Source organism: Epilithonimonas hungarica, assembly GCF_900102265.1.
GTDB classification, from domain to species: domain Bacteria; phylum Bacteroidota; class Bacteroidia; order Flavobacteriales; family Weeksellaceae; genus Epilithonimonas; species Epilithonimonas hungarica.
In genome coordinates, this window is sequence record NZ_FNBH01000003.1 from 113,192 (window position 1) to 135,864 (window position 22,673).

Here is a 22,673-nt window from a genome sequence, read left to right on the forward strand (position 1 = left end):
TGAGGGTCTTCTATCTAATCCCCAAAATCTGAAACAATTCTTCTTTCTTGTTCAAGGCAATTGAGATACTTTTTCCGTTCGTCAATTCAACCATATTTCCGTTCAGGCTTCGGATAGCTTCCAGACTGATGATAAATGAACGTTGAACTCGGAAAAACTTCGGCAAATTCAGAACTTCATCCATCGATTTCAAAGTGGCTAGAGTGGTGTAAGTTTCATTATTAATTACTATTTTCAAATAATCGCCTTGTGCCTCTACATAAAGGATTTCGTCTAAAAGAATCTTCGTCAATTTTCCGTCGGACTTGATGAAAATTCGGTCAGAATTGACTTGATGAACTGTTGATCCTTGTTTCAGTTCGATATAATCTTTGGCTTTGTTGACAGCTTTCAGGAAACGATCAAAACGAACAGGTTTTACGAGATAATCTGTTGCGCCGGTTTCAAATCCATCCAAGGCAAAATCTCGGTGAGCCGTAATGAAAATAATGACTGGCGGATTTTCCAAAGCTCGAACCAATTCCAAGCCATTGATTTTCGGCATCTGAATATCACTGAAAATCAAATCAATCTTGTTGGCTTGCAGAAAAGTCATCGCTTCCAAAGGGTCGCCAAAAGAAGAGACCAATTCTAGAAAAGGAATTTCGCTGACAAAATTTTCAATGATTTCTCTTCCGATTGGTTCGTCGTCCAAAACCAGACATTTTAGTTTTTCCATTGTTACAAAAGTGAATATTTTTTAACCACATAGGCACATAGTTTTTCTTTGAATTTAAGATAAAATAGTCAATGTTCTATTTCAACTTTTTTATGAAGTATTCTATTTTTCTATGCGCCTATGTGGTTTTATTTAAATCTTAAATTAGTTTAATTTCCTAAATCAGCGAGAAAATAATTACAAATTAATTTTTAGTTCGATTCTAAAACTGTTTTCAAGGTTTTTGATTTCCAATTGATGTTGATCAGGATATAACAATTGTAATCTCTTTTTAATATTTTCGATTCCGATTCCTCCGAATTTATTTTTCTCACTCAGCTTTTCTTTGTCATTTTCAACAATGAACAAGAATTGATTTTCATTAATAATAACTTCTTGTTTGATGAAAGGATTTTGGCTTTTTAAACCGTATTTAAAAGCATTTTCAATAAACGTAAATGTCAAAAGTGGAGCAATATAAAGACCCGAAATTTGTTCGTATCCGGAGATTTCCAGTTGAATATCTTTGTCTTTCGGATAACGCATCTTTTCCAACTCAAAATAATTTTTGATAAAGTCGATTTCCTTTTCCAAAGGCACTTTCTCGGAATTGGATTCGTAGAGCGTGTAACTCATTATATCAGAAAGATTCAGGATAACTTCTGGCGCAGAATCATCTTTTTTGACACTTAAACCATAAAGATTATTCAAAGTATTGAAGAGAAAATGTGGGTTGAGCTGAGACTTCAGAAAGTCTTTTTCGATGTTGATATTCTGGATTTCGACTTCCAGTTTTTGTTGTTGCAATTCTGTAGTTCTGTTGTGTATTTTGATGATTTCAAACAAGATCTTAACGAAGAAAAAAGGAAGCATTGTAAAAATAACAAGAACCGCATTTCCAATAACGGCCTTGAAAGGAATTGCTTCCATCAAGCTTATGGAGCCATTTTTTTTAATAATGTCTTTATAAACAGGAACGTTGATTTCGTAACCCAAATGGTAATAGATCACATACATGAAATGGTTGATGATCATCCAGACATAGATCAAAACCGGAATACTCAGGATCAATAATATAATGGATGTTTTTCTCTTTAATAGGAATATTTTCGGAACTAATAAATAAAAGAAAATATAGAAAACGACCATGTTATTGACTGCATTTCTTACTGTCAGAATTACGCTGTCAAATACAGTGAGCCTGAGTTCGAAATAATAATTAAGAAATAACAAGACTGAAAACACAAACCACATCAAAAAATGGAAAATTATTTTCGGGCTTTTGTTATAGAATTTTTCGAATTCCAACAGGATGTTTTGATTGGATTGAGGTTCGGTTATTGTTGTTTCTGTCTGCATTCTGCTTGTGTAAAAAGGCATTTCAAAAATAAGCTTTTGCATTAGAATTAAACTAAAGTATTCTAATAATAGCGTTCATTACATTGATCACATTGTGACCAACAATCGAGTAGATAAGATTACCAGAGAATTTTCTGAGAATTCCCAAACTGAAAGACGAAATCAAAGTCAGATAAATGATTGTAATAATGTCAAATCTGAATTGATGATCCGATGTCAAAACAACGCCATGAGCAACTCCGAAAAGCAGTGTCACAATCACAAAAGACCAACCAAATGTGATTCCTTTATAATTCCAATTCGGTAAAAAGACCTTGTCAAAAATCCAAAGATAGATTCCTCGGAAAAGGATTTCTTCCGTCAAACCTGGCATTGTTGCCTGAAAAGCAAATGTTTCCCAATCAAATTCTCCACCTTTTGGAAACAGAATGAATTTGAAAATAAAATCAAATGTCAAAAATCCAAGAAAAACCAAAATGCCGAATTTGATCTGTTTTTTTGAGTTTGCAGAAGTGGTGAAACCAATCTCTTTTCTGTCTTTTTTATTAGCAAAATAGATAACTGATAATGAAATTGCCAAACTTAAGAATTTTCCCAACCAAGAAAATCGGAGCCCAAAATCCGGCAAATATTGTTTGGTCAAAATCTGAATGTAATTGTCAGTTAAATAGATAACTAAGAACAACAGAAGGAATTTCAAATTTCCTTTTTTGGATTTGAAGAAAGAGATAATGAAAATCGGTAACATTATCAGAAGCCAGATAAGAGGAGTAAGTAAGGACATTTTTTATTTGTTTTAATTTCTGATCCAAATGTATTTCTGAATGAAGACTAAATCAATTATACCCGATGAAAATGTCGGTTTGCCGGATGGAAATCGTAAAAAATCGGGTAAAAGAACTTGAAGAATAAAGAATAAACTTTAATTTTATTCAAAATTTGAAATAAACGATGTCAATCAACAGAAGAGACTGGCTGAAGACCGCTTTTTTGGGAAGCGCAGCTCTCACAATTTCTCCATTGGAGTTTTTCGCAAAAGAAACCCCGAATTTCAACTTATTAAAAAAAGACAGCGAAACAATCCGATTATGTTTCAATGAAAATCCGTTTGGCACTTCACCGAAAGCTTTGGAAGCAATGCAAGAAAGTCTTTCTTCAGCATCGATGTATGATTTCAAATTTGCTGATGTTCTTTGTGAGAAATTGGCTGAAAGCAATCAGGTCAAAAAAGAAAATCTACTGGTTTCTGCAGGTTCTTCTTTTCTGTTGGAATTGGTTACCAAATATGTTTCTATTAACAAGGGACATTTCATTATTCCTGACCCATCTTTCACGATTTTTGAACCGATTGCCGAATTTCTCGGAATGTCAAAATCTGTGATTTCTCTGAACAACAAAAAGAAGATCGACCTCGAGAAGATGAAAAGTGCTGTCAAAAAAGACACGAAACTCATCTACATCTGCAATCCTAATAATCCAACCGGAGATTTGCTTTCAAGACAGGAAGTTGAAAATTTTATCAGATCGATTCCAGATGATATCATCATTTTGGTTGATGAGGCTTACATCGAGTTTACGACGCAGAAATCTCTCAGCGATTTGGTTGACGTTTACAAAAATCTGATTATAACAAGAACATTTTCAAAACTTTATGGATTTGCCGGTGCAAGATTGGGTTATGTCATTGGAAATGAAAGATTAATTGCTGAACTGAAAAAGCTCCAAAGCTGGAGCGGTGCAGAGATCAGTGTTGTGACAATGGCTGGTGCAATTGCAGCAATGGAAGACAAGGAATTCATTACTAAAGTTCTGGTTAATAATCAAAAAGTGAAAGATTTTGTGATGTCAGGATTTAATAAACGAGGAATAAAAACGATTCCATCATCAGCTAATTTTGTTTATTTCTCCTTGGAAAATTACAATGGCGATTATTTCAAAAAATTGAAAGACGCCAAAATACTAGGTGGGAAAACCTATGAACAAAAAGGAAAATGGACAAGGATCAGCTTGGGAACTGTGGACCAGATGAACAAGTATTTTGAAGTGGTCTTATGATGAATAATTTTAAAAGCTAAACTATAGAAGATTCAAACAAGTTTGAATAATAAATTATTTTAAAATTTCTTAAACACTATTTGATTATTATTAAAAGTTTCTAAAAAAATATAAAATTTCAAAATTTATTGCCTTTATGGAATCGTAGTTGCGATAATCATCATAACTTAAAATAAAAAGGTTATGAAAACGGAATCGAAAATTAAAAGTTTATTGTTTGGATTATCATTACTAACAGTTGGTTATGTAAATGCCCAAACAACCAATGAAACACAAACGGCAACTACAACTCAAAGTTCAACTGCCAACCCTCAAATAGATGCACTGAAACAAAAAATTGCTGCCAATCCACAAGACACACAATCTTTGGTAGCATTGGCAACGGCTTATCAGGACGCTCAGGATTATACATCTGCCATTGCAACTTGGAATCAGATCACAACGATCATTCCAGATTGGGCACCGGCATATTATAGCATTGGTTATGCCAATCAGGCGGCAAAAAACAACGAAGGAGCAAAAGCTGCTTATGATAAATACATTGCAAAAGTAAAACCGGAAGAGGTAGAAGCTAATAAGCAGAACCTGGCTTACGCTTATTTTTTCATTGCTTTTCAGGAGAAGGATACTGATAAAGAAAAAGCTAAGCAGTATATAGCAAAATCTTTGCAATATGACAGTACCAATCAAGATGCGCTTAATCTAAGTAAAAGCTTGATGAACTAAAATCAAATCTCAATCATAAAAAAGACGCTTAATTTAAGCGTCTTTTTCTTTTAATCTTTATAATCAAAACTACAATTTGTCATTAAGGTCATCATCCTTCGGAATATTTTGATTCTTGTCCTGATTTTTCTTTTTATAAAAATAATAACCAATTCCAGCAATCAGGAATACCGGCCAAAAGGGTAGAAGGAACAACAGAATACTTCCAATCACATGCCATCCGGATGAAATTGCATCTGCGGATTTTTCACCAAAAGTCTTATCTTTTTCATTTTCCTGAGGTTTCAGGTGGTTGTCATAAAGCGTGATTTCCAGATTGCCCAATTTATTAGGACTATAGGTATCACCTTTCTCTTCCAGATTTTTATTTCGGATGATTCCCAAATTTTGAAGGTCTTCTACAAGATAATCAAACTTTTCAACTGGAACTTTCGCTGTAACATAGAGTGTCTGAAATTCATCATTACTCACCAGATTTTCGGTTTTGACAGTTCCGTCATATTTTCGGATGATTTCTCTGAGAGATTGTTTGGATTCGGAAATGTTGTCGACATTGATTTCCACAGAACCATTTTTTACCATTGGAGAAGCTTCTGGAACCACATTTTCCTTTTTTGCAGGTTTGTCTTTGTAGATGACTTTGGTAAGAACTTTAGTCGTTTTCGGGATTTCTTTTTTGATTTGATTTTTTATCGAATCAATATTAGAAGTGAGCTTTTTATCTTCGACATTTTTTTTGAATTTCTCGATATTTTCAGAAATAGAATCGATTTTATTTTTGCTGTTTTCAAAAGCTTTCTCGATATCTTCTTTATTTTTGATAAGATTTTTAGCTCTTAGATTCACCGAATCTAAAACAGCGTTGGCATTAGAATCCAGATTTTTGACAGTTTCAGAAGTTTTATCCATCAAAGAATCTGCACTGGCGATTGTATGATTAGCTTCCTGTAGATCTGCTTTTTTACACATCGTGAGTGTGCTTAAAATAACGGTGGTCAATATTAATTTTTTCATTGGGATAATTTTATGATGTAAAGCTATCCCGAAACGAAAAGAATGATTTGTAAAAGAATTCGATAATTCTTGTAATATTTTAAATTGATGAAAATCAAGTATTTAAATTTATTTTACAAATGATTTACAAAATTTTTTTTAAAAAAAGCATCCAAAACTGGATGCTTTAATTTAAGTAAAACTTATTTTATAATTTATAAGAGGTTATAATTAATAAAGGTTCAATTATACTTCCTCTAAATCTCTAAACTCGAAATCTGTTATCTCTATAAAACTTCCATCAATTTTATTGTCTTCTAACTTATAATCGGAATAGATTAAAGTATTTACACAATATCTTTTTATTTCAATTTTTCTTTCTTCCCCAAACCATACCCCATCTTCTTTATCATAAAATGCAGCTGATAAATCAGTGTAATAACATTCTACTTCAAAATAAATGTTAGTTTCAATTTCGTACGAAAATAATTTGTCATTTATCTCATTGATTACCCCAATTACAATTTCAATTTCATCGACCCTTAAGAAATCCACTTCTACATCTTCATACCAAGCGTCATTTTCCATTTCTGAAAATGCTAAACTAGACAAGTCTTCTGCAAGTTCTTTTTCAATTGAGTATTTTACATTGTCTAGTGACTTTTGATATATGGCTGTAATGAATTCAAATTGAATATCACTATTTTCCTTAAATAATAATTCTAAAAGAGTGGAGAGATTTTGTGTACAGTCGATAGAGCTACTAACATATTCTTCAAAGTCTTTATCATTTGACAAATGAATAACATCCTTTGAATTTATTTCACTCCATACTTTTATTGCATTTAAACTTAATGCATCTGGGAATTCATTCTTTTTTAAACCTTCTTTAAATGGAGGATTTGTTGCAAAATAATCATCTAAAACATTTTTAATATCTATAATGCTAGAATCTATGATTTCAATATTGAATTCCTTTAAAATATTTAAGAATTTATTATTAATATCATCTCTCGTATTTTGTTTTAATTTCTTAAAATCAATTTTTTTAAAATTATCATTAAATAAGTCAATATTTCTAAGAATTCTAGCTTCTTTGTCAAAATTAAGTTTTTGAGTTTTAAATAGATTAATTGCCTTTATAGCATAATTATCAATTCTATTTGAAACCTCTCGAAATACAATATCGGTTATTTTTAGCTCTATTAAACTTTGTTTAGCTAAACCAAACAGAATATTAATATTTCTTCCTTCGAAATAATTTTCTGCTTCTAATATGCTTGTATCTAAAAAAATTATATGATTTGCGATAATCTTGGCTTATTTTATAGTTATAAATATTCAAATATAATCAATTATTCAAAGGATTTATAATTTTGAAAAACAAAAAAATCCGCAGAAAACGCTGCGGATTATATATTTTAATGATTCTGAAATTCACTGATAAAATGAAGTTTCACATTCGGGAATTTTTCCTGAGTCATCGTAATCGTAAAAGACGAATCGGCTAAGAAAACCAATTGGTCATATTTATCTCTCGCTAAGAAACGCTGTTTCAATCTCGCAAACTCTTTGAATTCCTCAGACTTTTCATCCGCTTCCACCCAGCACGCTTTATGGATGCTGATGGGCTCATAAGAACATTTCGCACCATATTCGTGTTCCAGACGATATTGGATAACCTCGTACTGGAGCGCACCAACCGTTCCGATGATTTTTCGTCCATTCATTTCCAGCGTAAAAAGCTGGGCTACACCTTCGTCCATTAGCTGGTCTACACCTTTCGCCAATTGTTTTGCTTTCAATGGGTCGTTGTTATTGATGTAGCGGAAATGTTCCGGAGAGAAACTCGGGATTCCTTTGAAATTCAGCTTTTCGCCAGCCGTCAACGTATCACCAATTCGGAAACTTCCTGTATCATGAAGTCCGACAATATCGCCAGGGAAACTCTCGTCCACCACTTCTTTTTTGTCAGCGAAGAAAGCATTAGGAGAGGAGAACTTCATTTTTTTACCTTCTCTAACAAGGAGATAATTTTCATTTCTTTTGAAAGTTCCGGACACGATTTTCACAAACGCCAGACGGTCTCTGTGTTTCGGGTCCATATTCGCATGGATTTTAAACACAAATCCGGTGAAATTCTGTTCTTCAGGTTTTACCAATCTGGTTTCACTTTCTTTCGGCTGCGGCATTGGTGCAATATCGATGAAGGCATTCAGTAGCTCACGAACGCCAAAATTATTAAGAGCAGAACCGAAGAAAACCGGCTGCAGATCACCATTCATATAGTCCTCACGGTTAAATTCCGGATAAACAGACTGGATCAGATCCAATTCTTCTCGTAGAGTTGTCGCCGCTTTTGAACCAACCAATTCATCAATTTGAGGATCGTTGATATCATCAATTTTCAGAGACTCTCCAACTTTCTGTTTCTTCTCTTCCAAGAACAATTGGATGTTATTTTCCCAAATATTGTAAATCCCCTGAAAGTCGCTTCCCATACCAATCGGCAGAGAAAGCGGGCAAACCGTCAAACCTAATTTCTGTTCCACTTCATCCAGCAAATCGAAGGCATCTTTACCTTCACGGTCCAGTTTATTAATGAAAACAATCATCGGAATGTTTCGCATTCTGCAAACCTGAACCAGCTTTTCCGTCTGTTCCTCAACCCCTTTCGCCACGTCGATCACAACAATTACAGAGTCAACCGCAGTCAGCGTTCGGTACGTGTCTTCCGCAAAATCCTTGTGACCGGGCGTATCCAGAATATTGATCTTGTGGTCACGGTATTCAAAAGCCAAAACGGAAGTCGCCACAGAGATCCCTCTCTGACGCTCGATTTCCATAAAGTCGGAGGTCGCTCCTTTTTTGATCTTGTTGGATTTTACAGCACCGGCTTCCTGGATCGCACCTCCGAAAAGCAGTAGTTTTTCCGTCAACGTGGTTTTTCCCGCATCGGGGTGGGAGATGATTCCGAAAGTTTTTCTTTTGCTGATTTCTTGTTCTAAAGACATAATAAAATTTGAGATTGCAAAAATCGTGATTTTAGTTGGATTCTGAAAATCGAGTTTTTATAAATGAATTAGGAGCTTGATCCCGCTTGTAGTTTATACTGAGCCTGTCGAAGTGTTATATCTTTTTTGTCTCAGAAGTTCTGCCATCAAAACAAAATTTTAAGCTACGACAAAAAAAGATGCCGCTGCAAAACGAAGTTTCGACGATTCAAATTATAAATAAAAAACTCAGAGTCAATCGTGGCTAGGAGGGTAGTCTTACGATCAACATTGATGAATAAAATAGCATTTAGTCTAAACAAATTGCGGGAACTAAAGCTTAAGTGTGTTTTGCTCTAAACAGATCGTTGTAACTAAAACTCAAGTGTGTTTTATTCTAAACAGATCGTTGTAACTAAAACTCAAGTGTGTTTTGTTCTAAACAGATTGCGGAAACTAAAACTCAAGTGTGTTTTGCTTTAAACAGATCGTTGTAACTAAAACTCAAGTGTGTTTTGTTCTAAACAGATTGCAGGAACCAAAACTCAAATGTGTTTTGCTTTAAACAGATCGTTGTAACTAAAACTCAAGTGTGTTTTATTCTAAACGAATTGCGGGAAGTAAAATATTGTCAGTCTGAGGCTCTCGAAGATCTATAAAAAAAAATTCCTTATAAATCTCAATTCTTTAAAACGCCATCTTCCGGGTCTTCGACAATGTTGATTTCAACCACATTTTCCGCATTTTTTATCAATCGTTTGCAATTACGACTCAGATTTTTCAATCGGAGGATTTTCCCTTGACTTTGATAACGTTCGGTCAGTTTATTCAGAATATCAATTGCGGACATATCTACTACACGACTTTCTTTAAAATCAATAATAACTACTTTGGGGTCATTCAGCACATCGAATTTCTCTGCAAAAATAGTCGTAGAGCCAAAGAATAATGGTCCGAAAATCTCGTAATATTTCACTCCATTTTCATCAATAAACTTCCTTGCACGGATTCTTTTTGCACTTTCCCAGGCAAAAACCAAAGCCGAAATGATCACTCCGATCAAAACGGCCAAAGCCAGATTATGAAGGAAAACAGTGATCAATGTAACAATTACCATTACGAAAATATCAGATCTCGGAAATCGTTTTATCGCTTTGAAACTTGCCCATTCAAATGTTCCGATAGAAACCATTATCATGACGCCGACCAGTGCAGCAACAGGCATTTTTCCGATTACTGGCGCACCAAATAGAATGATTAAAAGAATTACCAAAGCAGCGATAATTCCGGATAATCTGGCCCTTGCTCCGGCTGATAAATTAACCAAAGTCTGTGCGATCATCGGACAACCGCCCATTCCAAGAAAAAAACCGTTCAGGATGTTGGCGGTTCCTTGCGCAATACATTCGCGGTTGCTGTTTCCTTTGGTATTCGTGATTTCATCGACTAGATTTAAGGTCAATAGACCTTCCGTCAATCCAACGGTTGACATTATCAAAGCAAATGGAAAAATGACTTTTAAAACTTCAAAAGATAATTCAATTTTCGGGATATGAAAAGGTGGGAAACCTCCGGCAATATTAGCGATATCATTTACGGTCTTGGTTTGGATTCCGAATATCATTACCAAAGCAAAAGTGACAGCAATCGCCACCAAAGAGGCCGGAATTTTCTTTGTGAATTTTGGAAATATTAATACGACAAAAATCGTCAGTGCAACCAAACCAATCATTGTATAGAGTGGATTTCCTGACAGCCATTTTTCCGTTCCCTGGATCTTAAACTGATTGATCTGTGACATAAAAATGACGATTGCCAATCCATTCACAAAGCCATACATCACAGGCTGTGGTACCAATCTAATGAATTTACCGAGTTTGAAAATTCCAATAATGATCTGGATGATCCCGGCTAAAACAACGGTTGCGAAAACATATTCGATGCCGTGGGAGATCATTAATGGGATCAAAACGATTACAGTTGCACCTGCGCCTCCTGAAATCAATCCAGGTCTTCCGCCGAGAATTGCTGTCACCAATCCCATTATGAAAGCGGCGTACAACCCCGTCAATGGAGAAAATCCTGCAAGAATCGCAAACGACAAAGATTCCGGGATCATCGTCATTGCAACGGTCAATCCAGCGAATATTTCGTTTCTGTAATTTACTTTTTGGGAGAAATCAAAAAGATTGAGAACTTTCTGCATATCAATTTAAAATGCGAAAATAGGAAGAATTTGGATGAGAAATCTTATTTCGATTGATTCATTTTCAGATAATAAGCCAAGGCTAAACCTAGCATCACAATCCCAATACTGAAAGGGAAAATATAAGGCAAGCCAAATGCATCTGCAACACCGCCAATCAAAGGGCCTGTCACACCAAGAGAAATATCGATAAATAATCCATAACCAGCCAATGCCGAGCCTTGATTGGAAGAAGGAACCGTTTTCATTGCCATAACTCCCAAAGCCGGGAAAATCAATGAAAATCCTAATCCTGTGATTCCGGCACCAATTAATGCGAAATAAGGATGATAAGACAAACTGATAATTGTTAATCCAAGTGCTTCAACTGCTAAACTTACTATTGCAACGTTGATTCCGCCAAAGCGATTGATCGCATTACTGAAAACTAATCTTGCTGCAACAAATAGAACTCCAAAAACAGATAAGCACATTGCACCGTTTTGCCAATGGTAATAATCATAATAAAGTGTTATGAAAGTAGAGATCGTTGCAAATCCTAAACCTCCCAAAGCCAGACAAAGTCCAAAAGGTGCGACTTTTCCAAGAACATTCCAGAAGGATTTTTGTTCTTCTTCAATCGCGGACCTTTTGTTTGACATATTTTCCTTTGTTCTAGCGAACAGGTAACCAAGAATTCCTAAAATGAAGATCAAGATCCCCAATCCATAAAAACTGAAGTTCTTTATAATCGTAACACCTAAAGAAGCACCTAATGCTAAAGCGCCATAACAAGCAACGCCATTATAAGAAATGATCTTTGCCGTATGTTTTTCCCCCAGCGCCATAATCGCCCAATTAATGGGACTTGCACCTATCATTCCTTCCGCAGAACCGGTGAATAATCTTGTTAGTACCAGAAATCCTAAGCTGACGATCGGTGAAAATTTAAAGTAATATGCCACAATCAGAATAATGCCTGTCAAAGAAAAACTTAGCATACTCGTAAGAACAGCAGATTTAGGCCCTTGATTATCAATGATTTTCCCAGAATAAGCCCGCATCACAAAAGTCATCACATATTGTAAGCTAATTACAATTCCGGCAACCAACATACTGAATCCAAGACCTTTATTAATGAAAATCGGTAAAATTGAAAGAGACAATCCGATGATGAAGTAACCTATAAAAGTAAAAAATACATAGGAAATAATGGAATATGAGAAGTTTTTGCTTTGTCCAATCGCTGCATCCATGACATTAAAATCAAAGGTGCAAAATTACCTCTTATAAACTTCTCAATAAGAAAGATTACGGTTAATTAATCAATAAATTTTTATAGATGAAATCGATAATTTTATTAATTACTCAAATAATTTGTCATAAATTCTTTGATAACATCTAATTCTCCATAAGCCCTTTTAACAATATTACCTTCAGAATCTACCAAAATCTGCAAAGGATAACCAGAAGCATTTAGTTTTTTCGGAAAATCTTTATTTTTATCAAAATAACTTTCCCAAGTTATATTATTTTTCTTCAGAATTTCGGCTGCTTTGACCATTCTTTCTGGCGTTTGTTCATCAGCAATAGAAATAAAATTTACACCTAGATTTTTATATTGATTGTAAAGTTCAACTAACCTAGGCATATCTTCTATACAAGGCTTGCAAAACGTTGCCCAATAATCGATTAAAGTTAATTTATAGTTTTTAAATGTTTCTTTTGATAAATGTTTACTGTTATCAAGGTTAACATCAGGAAAAATCTTTTCTGCTTCCAATTTCAAAAGTTTACCGAATTCTAAATAAGTGTAAGTTTTTTTGACAGTCATATCAAATAGTTTCAAATTTTCAAAATAAACTGGGTGATAGCCATATCTAGAAAAATCATTAATAATTTCCCAAAGAGCAACAAAAGATTTAGGGTTCTTCCTGATGTATTTTTGAAGTTCTAGTTCTTTACCTTCCAGATTTTCAGCATCATTACTTTCGTAAGGTTTTAATCTGCTCTCATAAGGTTTCAGTATTGCACTCAGTTTATCATATTCGAAATTAGCAGGAGATGAAGACAAAAGTTCAAAATTCAATTTGTCATCTTTAAGTAACAATTTCAAAGTCCCGCTCTCAACAAAAAAAGGCTGCGATTGCATTCCGGAATTTTTAACCGTATCATAATAAGAAATTGCTGCTGGTTGAGGATAATCAAAGTTTGTTATTATTTTTACAGTTCCTTTTGCTGACAATTTCATATCGCCTTGCTCCGCCAGTTTTTTCGAACCTTCAACTGTGAATTTATAGTGGTGCAAGAGATGAGTATTTCTAGCAGCAGAAGGGTAAGTTACAAAGATGGTGTCAAGTTTTAAATTTGGTGCAACAATTTCCAAGCTTGAACTTTTTTGTGAATAATATAATTGAAATGATAGTGAGATCAATAAAAGGATAAGATGTTTTTTCATTGGAATTTTAATTGATTTTAAAAATACATTTTTTTTGTAAAAGAAAATATTAGAAAATCTGTAACTTTCGGCTTCTAAATTTTTTGAATTCGATTTGAAATTCCTCATTATCATTCCAACTCACAACGAAGAAAATAACATTCTTCCCTGTCTCGAATCTCTGAAAAACCAGAGTTTTCAGGATTTTATTTGTGTCGTCGTGAATGATGGTTCGACTGATAGGACTCAACAAATTATAATAAACTTCAAGCTTTCAACTTCCAATTTCCAACTTTTAGATCTCGAAAGGTCCCAACACGAGCCGGGAGCCAAGGTTGTGAGAACCTTTAACAAAGGTTTGGAATCTGTTGATTGGAAAAGCTTTGATGTGATTTGTAAGTATGATGCGGACATTGTCTTTCCTCAGAATTATCTGGAGAAAATTAATCAAGTCTTCGAAACAAATCCGAAAACGGGAATCGCTTCAGGCTTGGTGTATATCAGGAATTACAAACAAAATCCTGAGATCAAAAACCTCAGAAATCCGAATGAAAACTGGGCAGATTTCAGTAATAAAAATCAGGAATGGATCTTCGAAAATCTGTCTTCCAAAAATCACGTTCGCGGTCCGATAAAAGCCTACAGGAAAGAGTGCTTTGAAGATATGGATGGTTTGCGGGCTGTTCTGGGCTGGGACAATCTCGATATTTTACTGGCTAAAAAAAGTAATTGGGAAGTTGTTACTGTCAAAGAACTTTGGGTAAAACATCTTCGCCCGACGGCTTACAAATACAAATCTCAAAAGGCGGAAAAACTCGGTCAGTATTTTTATAACATCGGTTTGAATTTGCCTTTGGCAATGATCTCTTCAGCAAAATCCAGTTTTAAAAACCGTTCTGTAAAAGAATTTTTCATTACCATCAATTCTTTTCTGAAACAAAAAGAAAAACGAGATCTCAGCAAAGAAGAGATACAATTCATCCGAAATCTGCGCTGGAAAGAGTTTTTCAGAAATTTTGGTTTATGAAAAAAATCGCTTACATAGAACTCGATACGCATGCAGAATTAGCAACCAATTTTTATGAATTGACCAAAGATTCTGATGAGATTTCTGTGGATTTCTACTTCTCCGAAAAGATTTTTAAATTCCTGAATATTAATGAGAAAAATGTTTTCCTAACCGATTATTCTCAACTCTTGGAAGTCTTGGAAAAGGAAAAATATGGTTTGATCATCATTGGAACCGTTCATCGCCATTTTATTTTCTATAAAGCGATCGTGCAGAAATTCAACACAGCGATTATTGTTCATAATCTGAATTTTACCAAAGCTTCAAAATGGGAATTATGTAAAAGTATTTTCAAAAAAGATTTTAAATATCGTCTGAAATTATTCCTGAAAGAAGGACTTTTGGAAGCTCCGGAAGTTTATCGGAAAGCAAAATATCTTTTGGGAATTGATGAATTGATGTCGAATAATAGTAATCTGAGATTTTTACCGATTTTTTTCAATCAATTTGATACTCAAAGCCCTCAACAAGAAACAATTAGAATTGTGATTCCCGGAGCTGTTTCCCAAAGCAGAAGAGATTATGATTCATTTTTTGAAAAATTGAAACAGTTCAAAAATACAGGGATCAATTATAAAATTATCTTACTTGGAAAAGCTTCTGAAAAAGAATTGAAAAAGTTAAAGCTACTTTCGGATAATATTCCAAAATTTATTGCAATTCAATATTTTGAAGAAAAAATAAAACAAGATGTTTTTGATGATTGGATGAGAAAGGCAAACGTTTTGTATTGTCCGGTTCAAAATGAAACTGAGTTCTTTTCAATCAAAGAAATCTATGGAAAAACAAAGATTAGTGGCAATATTGGTGATGCTATCAAATATGGAAAACCAGCAATTTTTCCTTCAACTTATGATTCAGATCTAGAATTTATTATCAAAGAAAAACAGGATTTGCAAACGCAGCTTTCAGAAGTGAGGAATCTGAAATTCGATTTCCGATCATACTCATTAGAAAATGTTTCAAAAAAAATAACGATATTAGTTGATACATTGATCAACAAAAATATTTAGATGAAAAATCATACACTAATTGCAATTATTTCTTTGGTGACCCTCACATTAACCCATTTGTTTTATCTATTTCCTCAGATAGGTTTTTCTCAAAATACTTACATGATAACCAATATGTTACAGGTTTTGAGTTATGCCGGATTAACCGCTTTTTTCATTAAATTGTATCAAAAACAGAAATAATATGAACGAAGAATTTAATAAGTTATTTGATATTAAGGAAGATAAGGAGGATAGACCAACCGTTCAAATTACCAATCAAAAAATAATAGTTCATGCATTGATAAGAACTATCATTCTGTTAGTTGCAGGAGTTGCGAGTTGTTTACTTTTATTTGTGGCTGCTTACGATTCGCAAGTCGGTCTTGGAGTTTTAGCACTTATGATCGTTATTGGTTGGTTTGTTCTTATGATAATGGAAGCGATCAGATTAAGCAGAAGCAATAAAACGCAACTTTCTACAGCTAATGCAATTTTAATTGGATTGGCAATATTGTTGATTCTTATGCTGGTCTCAAATATTAAATAGGTTTGATCCTGAACTTTTCATTTTTGAAAGCTCTTTCTCAAAACAACTTTTGACTTTCTCAAATGTTTTATAGAATTGAACCTAATTCTTTCATTATACAAAAACCATCCACCAACACAACCAATCGCACTTCCGATTAAAATCTCCAATAATCTCATTTTTAGAAGATAATCAGGATTAAGTGAAGTGGAACTTCCGGTTTCAGCAAGCAGGATTCCCATTGGTGTCAGAAACATTACCGCCAAAGCATAATGTCTTGTGATCAGCATTTCCACAATGATTTGAAGACAGATAATAGCCACGCAGATCCATAAAATATCATTCACGTAAGAGAAGATAAACCATGCAATTCCGAGTCCTATAATGGTTCCAATGATCCTGTGCAAGCCTCTTTTCCAGATATGATATTGATTCACACCTTGTAAGACCGCTAAGCTGGAAATTGGAATCCAATAAGGATATTCGAGTTTAAAGATCTGCCCAACCAAAACCGAAGCAAACATACAAATTCCAATAATAAAAGATTCTACAAGATTTACGTAAGGATTGATCTGGAAAGTTGTTAAAACAGACTTTGATTCTTTCTTGTTTTTTAATAAGCTATAGATCAAACAAATAAGGCAAGCGTTCAAAGTCCCGATAGTAAAAATCCCGATTTTTTGAGGAATTGCCTCGGGATGATGTGGAAGTCCAATCGCCATTGAAGCCATCATTATGAAGAAAAAACTTCCTGGCGATTTCAGATTGAAATACCTCACTATATAATAAGCAATTGCCGAAAAAATACCGAAAGCAAAAGGCGCAATCCACATATTAAAACTAAAGACCAATCCAAAAATATAAGAAATAATCATCCCGAAAGAACAAACAAACATCTTCATCATTATCTCAAAAATGTCTTTGCTATTCGGAATGTAAAGGATGACCAATCCGGCTAAACTTGCTGTAAGAGCGGACCTGACATCAGCAAAAAAATATCCGAATAATAACGGAATTCCCACTGCAAGTCCTGCAAGAAAAGGAATGTGCCAACTTCTGGGTGAAGGTTTCAGTACAAAAAAAGAACTGATTTCTTTTTTGATATAATTGATTTTCAATGGATTGATTTTTACTTTAGAATTAGATTTTGGCAGTCATAACTTGTTATTTTTGCCAATGCAAAATTACTAATAATCATCCAATATCAACTTCTGAGGCAATGATAAATTGTTTAAAAATCGCTATTTTTGTTACCTTAAAATTTTGAAACCAAAATGGATTATCTGAAAGGATTGAATGAGCCACAGTTTGAAGCAGTTACAACATTAGAAGGACCTTTGATGGTTTTGGCAGGCGCAGGTTCCGGCAAAACACGAGTTCTGACGATGAGGATTGCTCACCTTATTACCAATGGAATTGACCCTTTCAATATTTTGGCTTTGACCTTTACCAACAAAGCGGCGAAGGAAATGAAAGAACGTATCGCAAAACTTGTAGGAGACAGCAATGCGCGTTCGCTTTGGATGGGAACTTTTCACTCGGTTTTTGCGAGAATTCTTAGAATCGAAGGTCATTATCTTGGTTATCCGTCCAATTTTACGATTTATGATACGCAAGATGCTCTCAATGTTCTGAAAAAGGTCATCAAGGATTTGGGAATAGACGCTGAAATCTACAAAGCGAAAAAAGTAATGTCCAGAATTTCTCAATATAAAAACAATCTCATTACGGTTAATGCTTATTTCAACAATCCGGAATTGATGGAAGCTGACGAAAGAGCCAATATGAAACACATGGGAGAAGTTTACAGAAAATATGTGGAAGCTTGTTTCAAAAATGGCGCAATGGATTTTGATGATTTGTTATTGAAAACCAACGAATTACTGACTCGTTTCCCTGAGGTTTTAGCCAAATATCAGGACAGATTCCGATATATTTTGGTGGATGAGTATCAAGATACAAACCATTCTCAATATTTGATTGTCAAAGCTTTAGCTTCGAAGTTTGAAAATATTTGTGTCGTTGGAGATGATGCACAATCGATTTATTCTTTCCGTGGTGCGAATATTTATAACATCTTGAATTTCAAAAAGGATTATCCTGATGCAGTTACAGTTTCTTTGGAACAGAATTATCGTTCTACGCAGAATATTGTAGATGCAGCGAATGTTGTGATTTCTAAAAACTTACAACAATTCAAGAAAAATGTTTTCAGTGAGAATGAAGTTGGGGAAAAAATAAAAATTTACCGAAGTCTTTCTGATGCTGACGAAGCCAATTTCGTTTCTGCTAATATTTACGAATTGCACAATACGCAACAGCGCCATTTCTCGGATTTTGCGATTCTTTACAGAACCAATTCTCAGACGAGAGCATTTGAAGATGCACTTAGAAAAAAGAATATTCCGTACAAAGTTTATGGCGGATTGTCTTTCTATCAAAGGAAAGAAGTTAAAGATTTACTGGCTTATTTGAGGATTTTGGTTAATGAAAATGATTCTGAAGCGTTGTCAAGAATCATCAATTATCCGGCAAGAGGAATTGGTGAAACCACTCAAAATAAATTGGTTGTTTTTGCAGATTCTCAGAATCTATCAGTTTCTCAAGTTCTTGATAATCTTGGTTTTTATGCACCACAATTAGGTCTTAATAATGGGATTCTTACCAAATTGGGCGATTTTTGGGCGATGATAAAAGCGTTCCAAGTAATGTTGAAAACAGATAATGTTTACGATGTTGCAATGGAAGTTGCTAAACGAAGTGGTTTGATTAAGTTCTTGAAAGAAGACGCAACTCCGGAAGGGATTTCCAGAGTAGAGAATATTCAGGAATTACTGAACTCGATGCAAGGTTTTATTGATGAACAGATTCAGATTGAAGATGGCGACCCGAGTTTATCCAACTTTATGGAGAATATTGCACTTTCGGCTGACACTCAAACTGACAAAGATGATGATACGAACAAAGTTTCATTGATGACGATTCACTTGTCCAAAGGCTTGGAATTTCCAATCGTTCATCTAGTTGGACTCGAGGAAAATCTTTTCCCAAGTTTTATGAGTTCTGCGACCAGAGAGGATTTGGAAGAGGAAAGACGTTTGTTTTATGTAGCATTGACCAGAGCAGAAAAACAAGTATTTTTCAGTTACGCCGTTTCCAGATTTCAATGGGGTAAAATCACTGATGCTGAACCTTCAAGATTTTTAAGCGAAATTGATTCTCACTACCTAGAAATGATAAATCCTGTTGCAGAACTGAAATTTATCAATCGTTCCGGACTTGATTCTAGTATTTTTGACGAAACACCTTCAGAACCTCGATTTTATAAAAAGAAAGAGGAGAAAAAAACGCTGGAAAGAAATACCAATGTTCCACCTCCGAAAAAAACATTGAAACCTGTTGCAACTGCAAGAATTATCAATCCTGCAGGACAATCTTCACAAGATATAGAAGTAGGAGATATGGTAAGACACGACCGTTTTGGAGTCGGCAAAGTGGAGTTTTTGGACGGAACAGACCCACAAAATATCAAAGCTAAAGTAATTTTTGCCAACGAAGGCGAGAAAAACCTTATTCTGAAATTTGCTAAATTGACGAAGATATAAATGAGATGATTTGATAATTCGATAATGAGCTGATTATCGAATCAACAAATTCTCAAATTAACACATTAAATAAATGATTCGAGCAAAAAACATACATAAATTCTACGGAACTCTGGAAGTTCTGAAAGGTGTGGATATCCATATAAAACCAAGCGAAGTGGTTTCTATCGTTGGCGAATCCGGAGCTGGAAAATCGACATTGCTTCAGATCTTGGGAACTTTGGACAAACCTTCGGATATCGATAAATATAAGACAGAAATAACTTTGGATGGGAATTCTTATCTGAAAATGAAAGATAAGGAATTATCCAAATTCCGAAATAAAAACATTGGTTTCGTTTTCCAAAATCATCAGCTTTTACCAGAGTTCACAGCTTTGGAAAATGTTTTGTTACCGTCAAGGATAGGCGGGATCTCTGAAAAGGAAGTGATTGAAAAGGCACATTCGTTATTTGAAGACCTTAATATTGCAAGCCGATTGCATCACAAACCTTCAGAATTGTCCGGAGGAGAAGCACAAAGAGTTGCGGTTGCCAGAGCGCTGATCAATTCTCCAAAAATCATTTTTGCTGATGAACCAACAGGAAACCTCGATTCTAAAAATGCAGATGCGCTTCATCAATTATTTTTTGATTTGAGAGACAAATATCAGCAGACATTTGTGATTGTCACACATAATTCTGTCTTGGCAGAAAGCACGGACAGAAAACTGGTAATGAAAGATGGGCAGATCGTTTTGTAACTAAAATAATAATTGAAATTCATATTATTTTTTATAATTATTCGTTTTGAATCATAAACTAATATTTTCTTGAAACCATTTCTATTTTTTATTTTTTCAATTCTTTTAATTTCCTGCGAAGTCAAATCTCAGGAAAACCAGGCATTTGGTTTTGTAAAATCAGAACATGATCTTTCTCAAAAAATATTGGATTTAAAAACATTCACAAAAGATTTAGATTATAATCAGGATAAAGCTTTTTTGATCGATTTTTCAATTCCGTCTTCTCAATTCCGTTTTTTTGTCATCGATTTGAAAACAGGAAAAGTTATCCAAAAAGCTTTGGTTGCGCACGGGTCTGGTTCTGAAGCTGGAAAACAAAAAGGAGGACTAAAATTCAGTAATCAAAATAATTCCCGGTGTTCATCCCTTGGGAAATATGCGATTTCAGAAAAATATAAAGGTCAATTTGGTTTGTCTTACAGATTGGACGGGTTGGATGAAACCAATAACAATGCTAGAAAACGAGCAATCGTTCTTCACAGATTAGATTGTGTTCCAGATATGGAACAAAAAAATGAAATCTGTCTAAGTTGGGGTTGCCCAATGGTTTCAGATAATTTCTTCAAGATTTTGGAGCAACATATTGATAAGTCGGATAAAAAAATAATTCTTTACGCTTATAACTGATGAGTATCAAGTCCCTTGCGGAAGACGACCGCCCAAGAGAAAAATTCCTGTTGAAGGGAAAAGCCGCAGTTTCGGATTCTGAACTGTTGGCCATCATCATGGGAAGTGGAAACCGTGAAGAATCTGCTGTGGAATTGGCAAGGAGAATTTTAAATTCAGTAGAGAATAATTGGCATAGACTCAGTCAGCTTTCTATAAAAGATCTGATGAAATTCAAAGGAGTAGGCGAAGCAAAAGCGATTTCTATAGCAACAGCTCTGGAAATCGGGAACAGAAGATCTCAGCAGGAAGTTTTGGAGCGGCAACAAATCTCCAACAGCAAAGATGTTTTCGAAGTTTTACAACCACATTTGTCAGATCTGCCAACAGAAGAATTTTGGGCAGTTTTTCTGAATCATCAGAACAAAATTTTGTACAAAACCTGCCTTTTTCGAGGTGGGATTGCCAGCTCTGTGGCGGATGTAAGGGTGATTTTTAAAATGGCCTTGGAACATTTTTCCACAAGAATCATTGTGGCCCACAATCATCCAGCAGGAAGTCTGAAACCAAGTCGAGAAGATATTAATATCACAAAAAAAATAAACGAAGCTGGTAAACTATTGGAAATAGAATTGCTCGACCATATCATCATTACGCAAAACAAATTTTACAGTTTCAAAGAAGAAGGGATTTTATAATGATAAAGCGACTTAAATATCAAGATATTGATTTTGATAAATATAACCGATGTATAGAAAATTCTGTTCAGAAAAAATTCTATGCAGAACGTTTTTTTTTGGACATTAGCACAGATAAAAATTGGGAATTATTGATCTATAATGATTATGAAGCGGTAATGCCTGTCCCATTCGTGAAAAAGATGGGGATGAAAATTGTCCACAATCCGAAACTTTGCCAGCAATTGGGTGTTTTTTCTGAAACCGATTTACGAGATGTCAATGACAAGCTACACGATTATCTTACTAAGAATTATGTCATCAGATATTATACTTACAACGACGCCAATTCTTTTTCAAAACCACTGAAAAGAAGAAATAATTTTTTGATATTTCCTGACAAGTATGAAACCGTAAGACAAAAATATTCTCCTAAAAGAAAAAGAAAACTGAGACTTGATCAGGAGGTTTTGGATAATTCAGAAATTGTTAAAAATTTTGATTTACAATCTATTAAAGAATTCATAAGAAGCACAGGTTTAGGCGCTGACACAAAAGATATGGAGCAGTTTATTAATCTTTTTTCAAAATTTTATTTAAATGACAAGTTGGATTTTTATGGTTTTTTCTATCATCAAAAATTGATCAATATGATTGCCGTTTACAGGGAAAAGTATTCTTTGGCATTGCTGGGCACTTATAATGAAAGAGAATATGTCAAGTTGAGCGGATCTTCTTATTTGATAGATAAAGTGATATCTGAAAATATAGAGACCAAGATCTTCGATTTTGAAGGCAGCGAAATTCCTGCTGTAGAAGAATTTTTCCGTGGTTTTCGTCCGGAGCTAAGACCTTATCCGTGTATTCAGAATAGTAAAAAAGAAGTGTTGAAGCAGATCATTAAGAAAATACTGTTTCTTAATTAAAAATTCTTTTTTAGCTCAAAAAGTCTTAGTTTTGCAAACC

Annotated in this window: 20 protein-coding genes; 10 read left to right on the forward strand and 10 right to left on the reverse strand. The window is 34.4% G+C overall.

From position 1 onward, the window contains the following. Nucleotides 1-10: 10 nt before the first annotated feature. The 3 genes from BLT30_RS12310 to BLT30_RS12320 form a co-directional block, all read right to left on the reverse strand. Nucleotides 11-718: a LytR/AlgR family response regulator transcription factor gene (locus BLT30_RS12310; RefSeq protein WP_089873855.1), complete on the reverse strand. Its 708-nt coding sequence runs from the start codon at nt 716-718 to the stop codon at nt 11-13. A 177-nt stretch (nt 719-895) separates the two neighbouring features. Beyond that, nucleotides 896-2,098: a sensor histidine kinase gene (locus tag BLT30_RS12315; RefSeq protein WP_245707176.1), complete on the reverse strand. Its 1,203-nt coding sequence runs from the start codon at nt 2,096-2,098 to the stop codon at nt 896-898. 10 nt (nt 2,099-2,108) lie between these two features. After that, nucleotides 2,109-2,840, reverse strand: a complete 732-nt coding sequence (locus BLT30_RS12320) for a CPBP family glutamic-type intramembrane protease (RefSeq protein ID WP_089873857.1) — start codon at nt 2,838-2,840, stop codon at nt 2,109-2,111. A gap of 167 nt (nt 2,841-3,007) precedes the next feature. Between BLT30_RS12320 and BLT30_RS12325 the strand changes: the two genes are divergently transcribed. Together BLT30_RS12325 and BLT30_RS12330 are read left to right on the forward strand one after the other, a co-directional pair. Next, entirely contained in the window at nt 3,008-4,111 is a 1,104-nt protein-coding gene (locus BLT30_RS12325) for a pyridoxal phosphate-dependent aminotransferase (protein ID WP_089873858.1), read from the forward strand. Nucleotides 4,112-4,294: 183 nt separating this feature from the next. Next, nucleotides 4,295-4,837 (forward strand): hypothetical protein, encoded by a 543-nt coding sequence (locus tag BLT30_RS12330; protein ID WP_027382095.1) that lies wholly within the window; start codon nt 4,295-4,297, stop codon nt 4,835-4,837. 69 nt (nt 4,838-4,906) lie between these two features. Here the strand turns inward: BLT30_RS12330 and BLT30_RS12335 are convergent, their stop codons facing one another. The 6 genes from BLT30_RS12335 to BLT30_RS12360 form a co-directional block, all read right to left on the reverse strand. Then, nucleotides 4,907-5,851, reverse strand: a complete 945-nt coding sequence (locus BLT30_RS12335) for a DUF4349 domain-containing protein (RefSeq protein WP_089873859.1) — start codon at nt 5,849-5,851, stop codon at nt 4,907-4,909. A 225-nt stretch (nt 5,852-6,076) separates the two neighbouring features. Continuing rightward, nucleotides 6,077-7,144 carry a PIN domain-containing protein gene (locus BLT30_RS18405; protein ID WP_175487204.1) on the reverse strand — a complete coding sequence of 356 codons (1,068 nt, stop codon included), beginning with the start codon at nt 7,142-7,144 and terminating at the stop codon, nt 6,077-6,079. Nucleotides 7,145-7,251: 107 nt separating this feature from the next. Then, complete coding sequence (locus BLT30_RS12345) at nt 7,252-8,844, reverse strand: peptide chain release factor 3 (protein WP_089873861.1); 1,593 nt, start codon at nt 8,842-8,844, stop codon at nt 7,252-7,254. 658 nt (nt 8,845-9,502) lie between these two features. Next, nucleotides 9,503-11,029, reverse strand: coding sequence for a SulP family inorganic anion transporter (locus BLT30_RS12350; protein ID WP_027382099.1), 1,527 nt, complete (start codon nt 11,027-11,029; stop codon nt 9,503-9,505). A gap of 44 nt (nt 11,030-11,073) precedes the next feature. Next, the gene (locus BLT30_RS12355; RefSeq protein ID WP_089873862.1) at nt 11,074-12,264 is read right to left on the reverse strand and encodes an MFS transporter; all 1,191 of its coding nucleotides are present in this window, start codon (nt 12,262-12,264) and stop codon (nt 11,074-11,076) included. A 104-nt stretch (nt 12,265-12,368) separates the two neighbouring features. Then, entirely contained in the window at nt 12,369-13,466 is a 1,098-nt protein-coding gene (locus BLT30_RS12360; protein WP_175487184.1) for a TlpA family protein disulfide reductase, read from the reverse strand. 94 nt (nt 13,467-13,560) lie between these two features. On the opposite strand from BLT30_RS12360, the gene BLT30_RS12365 reads away from it, so the two are divergent. The 3 genes from BLT30_RS12365 (at nt 13,561) to BLT30_RS12380 (ending at nt 16,056) form a co-directional block, all read left to right on the forward strand. Further along, nucleotides 13,561-14,472: a glycosyltransferase family 2 protein gene (locus BLT30_RS12365; protein ID WP_089873864.1), complete on the forward strand. Its 912-nt coding sequence runs from the start codon at nt 13,561-13,563 to the stop codon at nt 14,470-14,472. After that, nucleotides 14,469-15,527, forward strand: a complete 1,059-nt coding sequence (locus tag BLT30_RS12370) for a hypothetical protein (RefSeq protein ID WP_089873865.1) — start codon at nt 14,469-14,471, stop codon at nt 15,525-15,527. The genes BLT30_RS12365 and BLT30_RS12370 overlap by 4 nt, the downstream gene beginning before the upstream one ends. Nucleotides 15,528-15,711: 184 nt before the next feature. After that, nucleotides 15,712-16,056, forward strand: a complete 345-nt coding sequence (locus BLT30_RS12380) for a TMEM14 family protein (RefSeq protein ID WP_089873866.1) — start codon at nt 15,712-15,714, stop codon at nt 16,054-16,056. A 17-nt stretch (nt 16,057-16,073) separates the two neighbouring features. On the opposite strand, the gene BLT30_RS12385 is transcribed toward BLT30_RS12380, so the two are convergent. Beyond that, complete coding sequence (locus BLT30_RS12385) at nt 16,074-17,153, reverse strand: FUSC family protein (protein WP_089873867.1); 1,080 nt, start codon at nt 17,151-17,153, stop codon at nt 16,074-16,076. Between the two features lie 156 nt (nt 17,154-17,309). On the opposite strand from BLT30_RS12385, the gene BLT30_RS12390 reads away from it, so the two are divergent. The 5 genes from BLT30_RS12390 (at nt 17,310) to BLT30_RS12410 (ending at nt 22,633) form a co-directional block, all read left to right on the forward strand. Continuing rightward, nucleotides 17,310-19,640: an ATP-dependent helicase gene (locus BLT30_RS12390; protein ID WP_089873868.1), complete on the forward strand. Its 2,331-nt coding sequence runs from the start codon at nt 17,310-17,312 to the stop codon at nt 19,638-19,640. Between the two features lie 73 nt (nt 19,641-19,713). Continuing rightward, nucleotides 19,714-20,382, forward strand: coding sequence for an ABC transporter ATP-binding protein (locus BLT30_RS12395; protein ID WP_089873869.1), 669 nt, complete (start codon nt 19,714-19,716; stop codon nt 20,380-20,382). Between the two features lie 186 nt (nt 20,383-20,568). Then, nucleotides 20,569-21,051 (forward strand): murein L,D-transpeptidase catalytic domain-containing protein, encoded by a 483-nt coding sequence (locus BLT30_RS12400; RefSeq protein WP_245707177.1) that lies wholly within the window; start codon nt 20,569-20,571, stop codon nt 21,049-21,051. Continuing rightward, entirely contained in the window at nt 21,051-21,728 is a 678-nt protein-coding gene (gene radC / locus BLT30_RS12405) for a RadC family protein (RefSeq protein WP_089873871.1), read from the forward strand. Before BLT30_RS12400 ends, radC begins: the two co-directional genes overlap by 1 nt. After that, the gene (locus tag BLT30_RS12410; protein ID WP_089873872.1) at nt 21,728-22,633 is read left to right on the forward strand and encodes a hypothetical protein; all 906 of its coding nucleotides are present in this window, start codon (nt 21,728-21,730) and stop codon (nt 22,631-22,633) included. The genes radC and BLT30_RS12410 overlap by 1 nt, the downstream gene beginning before the upstream one ends. The last annotated feature ends 40 nt before the right edge of the window (nt 22,634-22,673 follow it).

Bases quoted from the DNA above. Each gene is read 5' to 3' on its own strand.
- BLT30_RS12360 (WP_175487184.1), bottom strand. From the start codon at position 13,466: ATGAAAAAACATCTTATCCTTTTATTGATCTCACTATCATTTCAATTA.
- radC (WP_089873871.1), top strand. From the start codon at position 21,051: ATGAGTATCAAGTCCCTTGCGGAAGACGACCGCCCAAGAGAAAAATTC.
- BLT30_RS12380 (WP_089873866.1), top strand. From the start codon at position 15,712: ATGAACGAAGAATTTAATAAGTTATTTGATATTAAGGAAGATAAGGAG.
- BLT30_RS12330 (WP_027382095.1), top strand. From the start codon at position 4,295: ATGAAAACGGAATCGAAAATTAAAAGTTTATTGTTTGGATTATCATTA.
- BLT30_RS12345 (WP_089873861.1), bottom strand. From the start codon at position 8,844: ATGTCTTTAGAACAAGAAATCAGCAAAAGAAAAACTTTCGGAATCATC.
- BLT30_RS12395 (WP_089873869.1), top strand. From the start codon at position 19,714: ATGATTCGAGCAAAAAACATACATAAATTCTACGGAACTCTGGAAGTT.
- BLT30_RS12355 (WP_089873862.1), bottom strand. From the start codon at position 12,264: ATGGATGCAGCGATTGGACAAAGCAAAAACTTCTCATATTCCATTATT.
- BLT30_RS12390 (WP_089873868.1), top strand. From the start codon at position 17,310: ATGGATTATCTGAAAGGATTGAATGAGCCACAGTTTGAAGCAGTTACA.
- BLT30_RS12410 (WP_089873872.1), top strand. From the start codon at position 21,728: ATGATAAAGCGACTTAAATATCAAGATATTGATTTTGATAAATATAAC.
- BLT30_RS12325 (WP_089873858.1), top strand. From the start codon at position 3,008: ATGTCAATCAACAGAAGAGACTGGCTGAAGACCGCTTTTTTGGGAAGC.
- BLT30_RS12350 (WP_027382099.1), bottom strand. From the start codon at position 11,029: ATGCAGAAAGTTCTCAATCTTTTTGATTTCTCCCAAAAAGTAAATTAC.
- BLT30_RS12310 (WP_089873855.1), bottom strand. From the start codon at position 718: ATGGAAAAACTAAAATGTCTGGTTTTGGACGACGAACCAATCGGAAGA.
- BLT30_RS12320 (WP_089873857.1), bottom strand. From the start codon at position 2,840: ATGTCCTTACTTACTCCTCTTATCTGGCTTCTGATAATGTTACCGATT.
- BLT30_RS12315 (WP_245707176.1), bottom strand. From the start codon at position 2,098: ATGCAAAAGCTTATTTTTGAAATGCCTTTTTACACAAGCAGAATGCAG.
- BLT30_RS12335 (WP_089873859.1), bottom strand. From the start codon at position 5,851: ATGAAAAAATTAATATTGACCACCGTTATTTTAAGCACACTCACGATG.
- BLT30_RS12370 (WP_089873865.1), top strand. From the start codon at position 14,469: ATGAAAAAAATCGCTTACATAGAACTCGATACGCATGCAGAATTAGCA.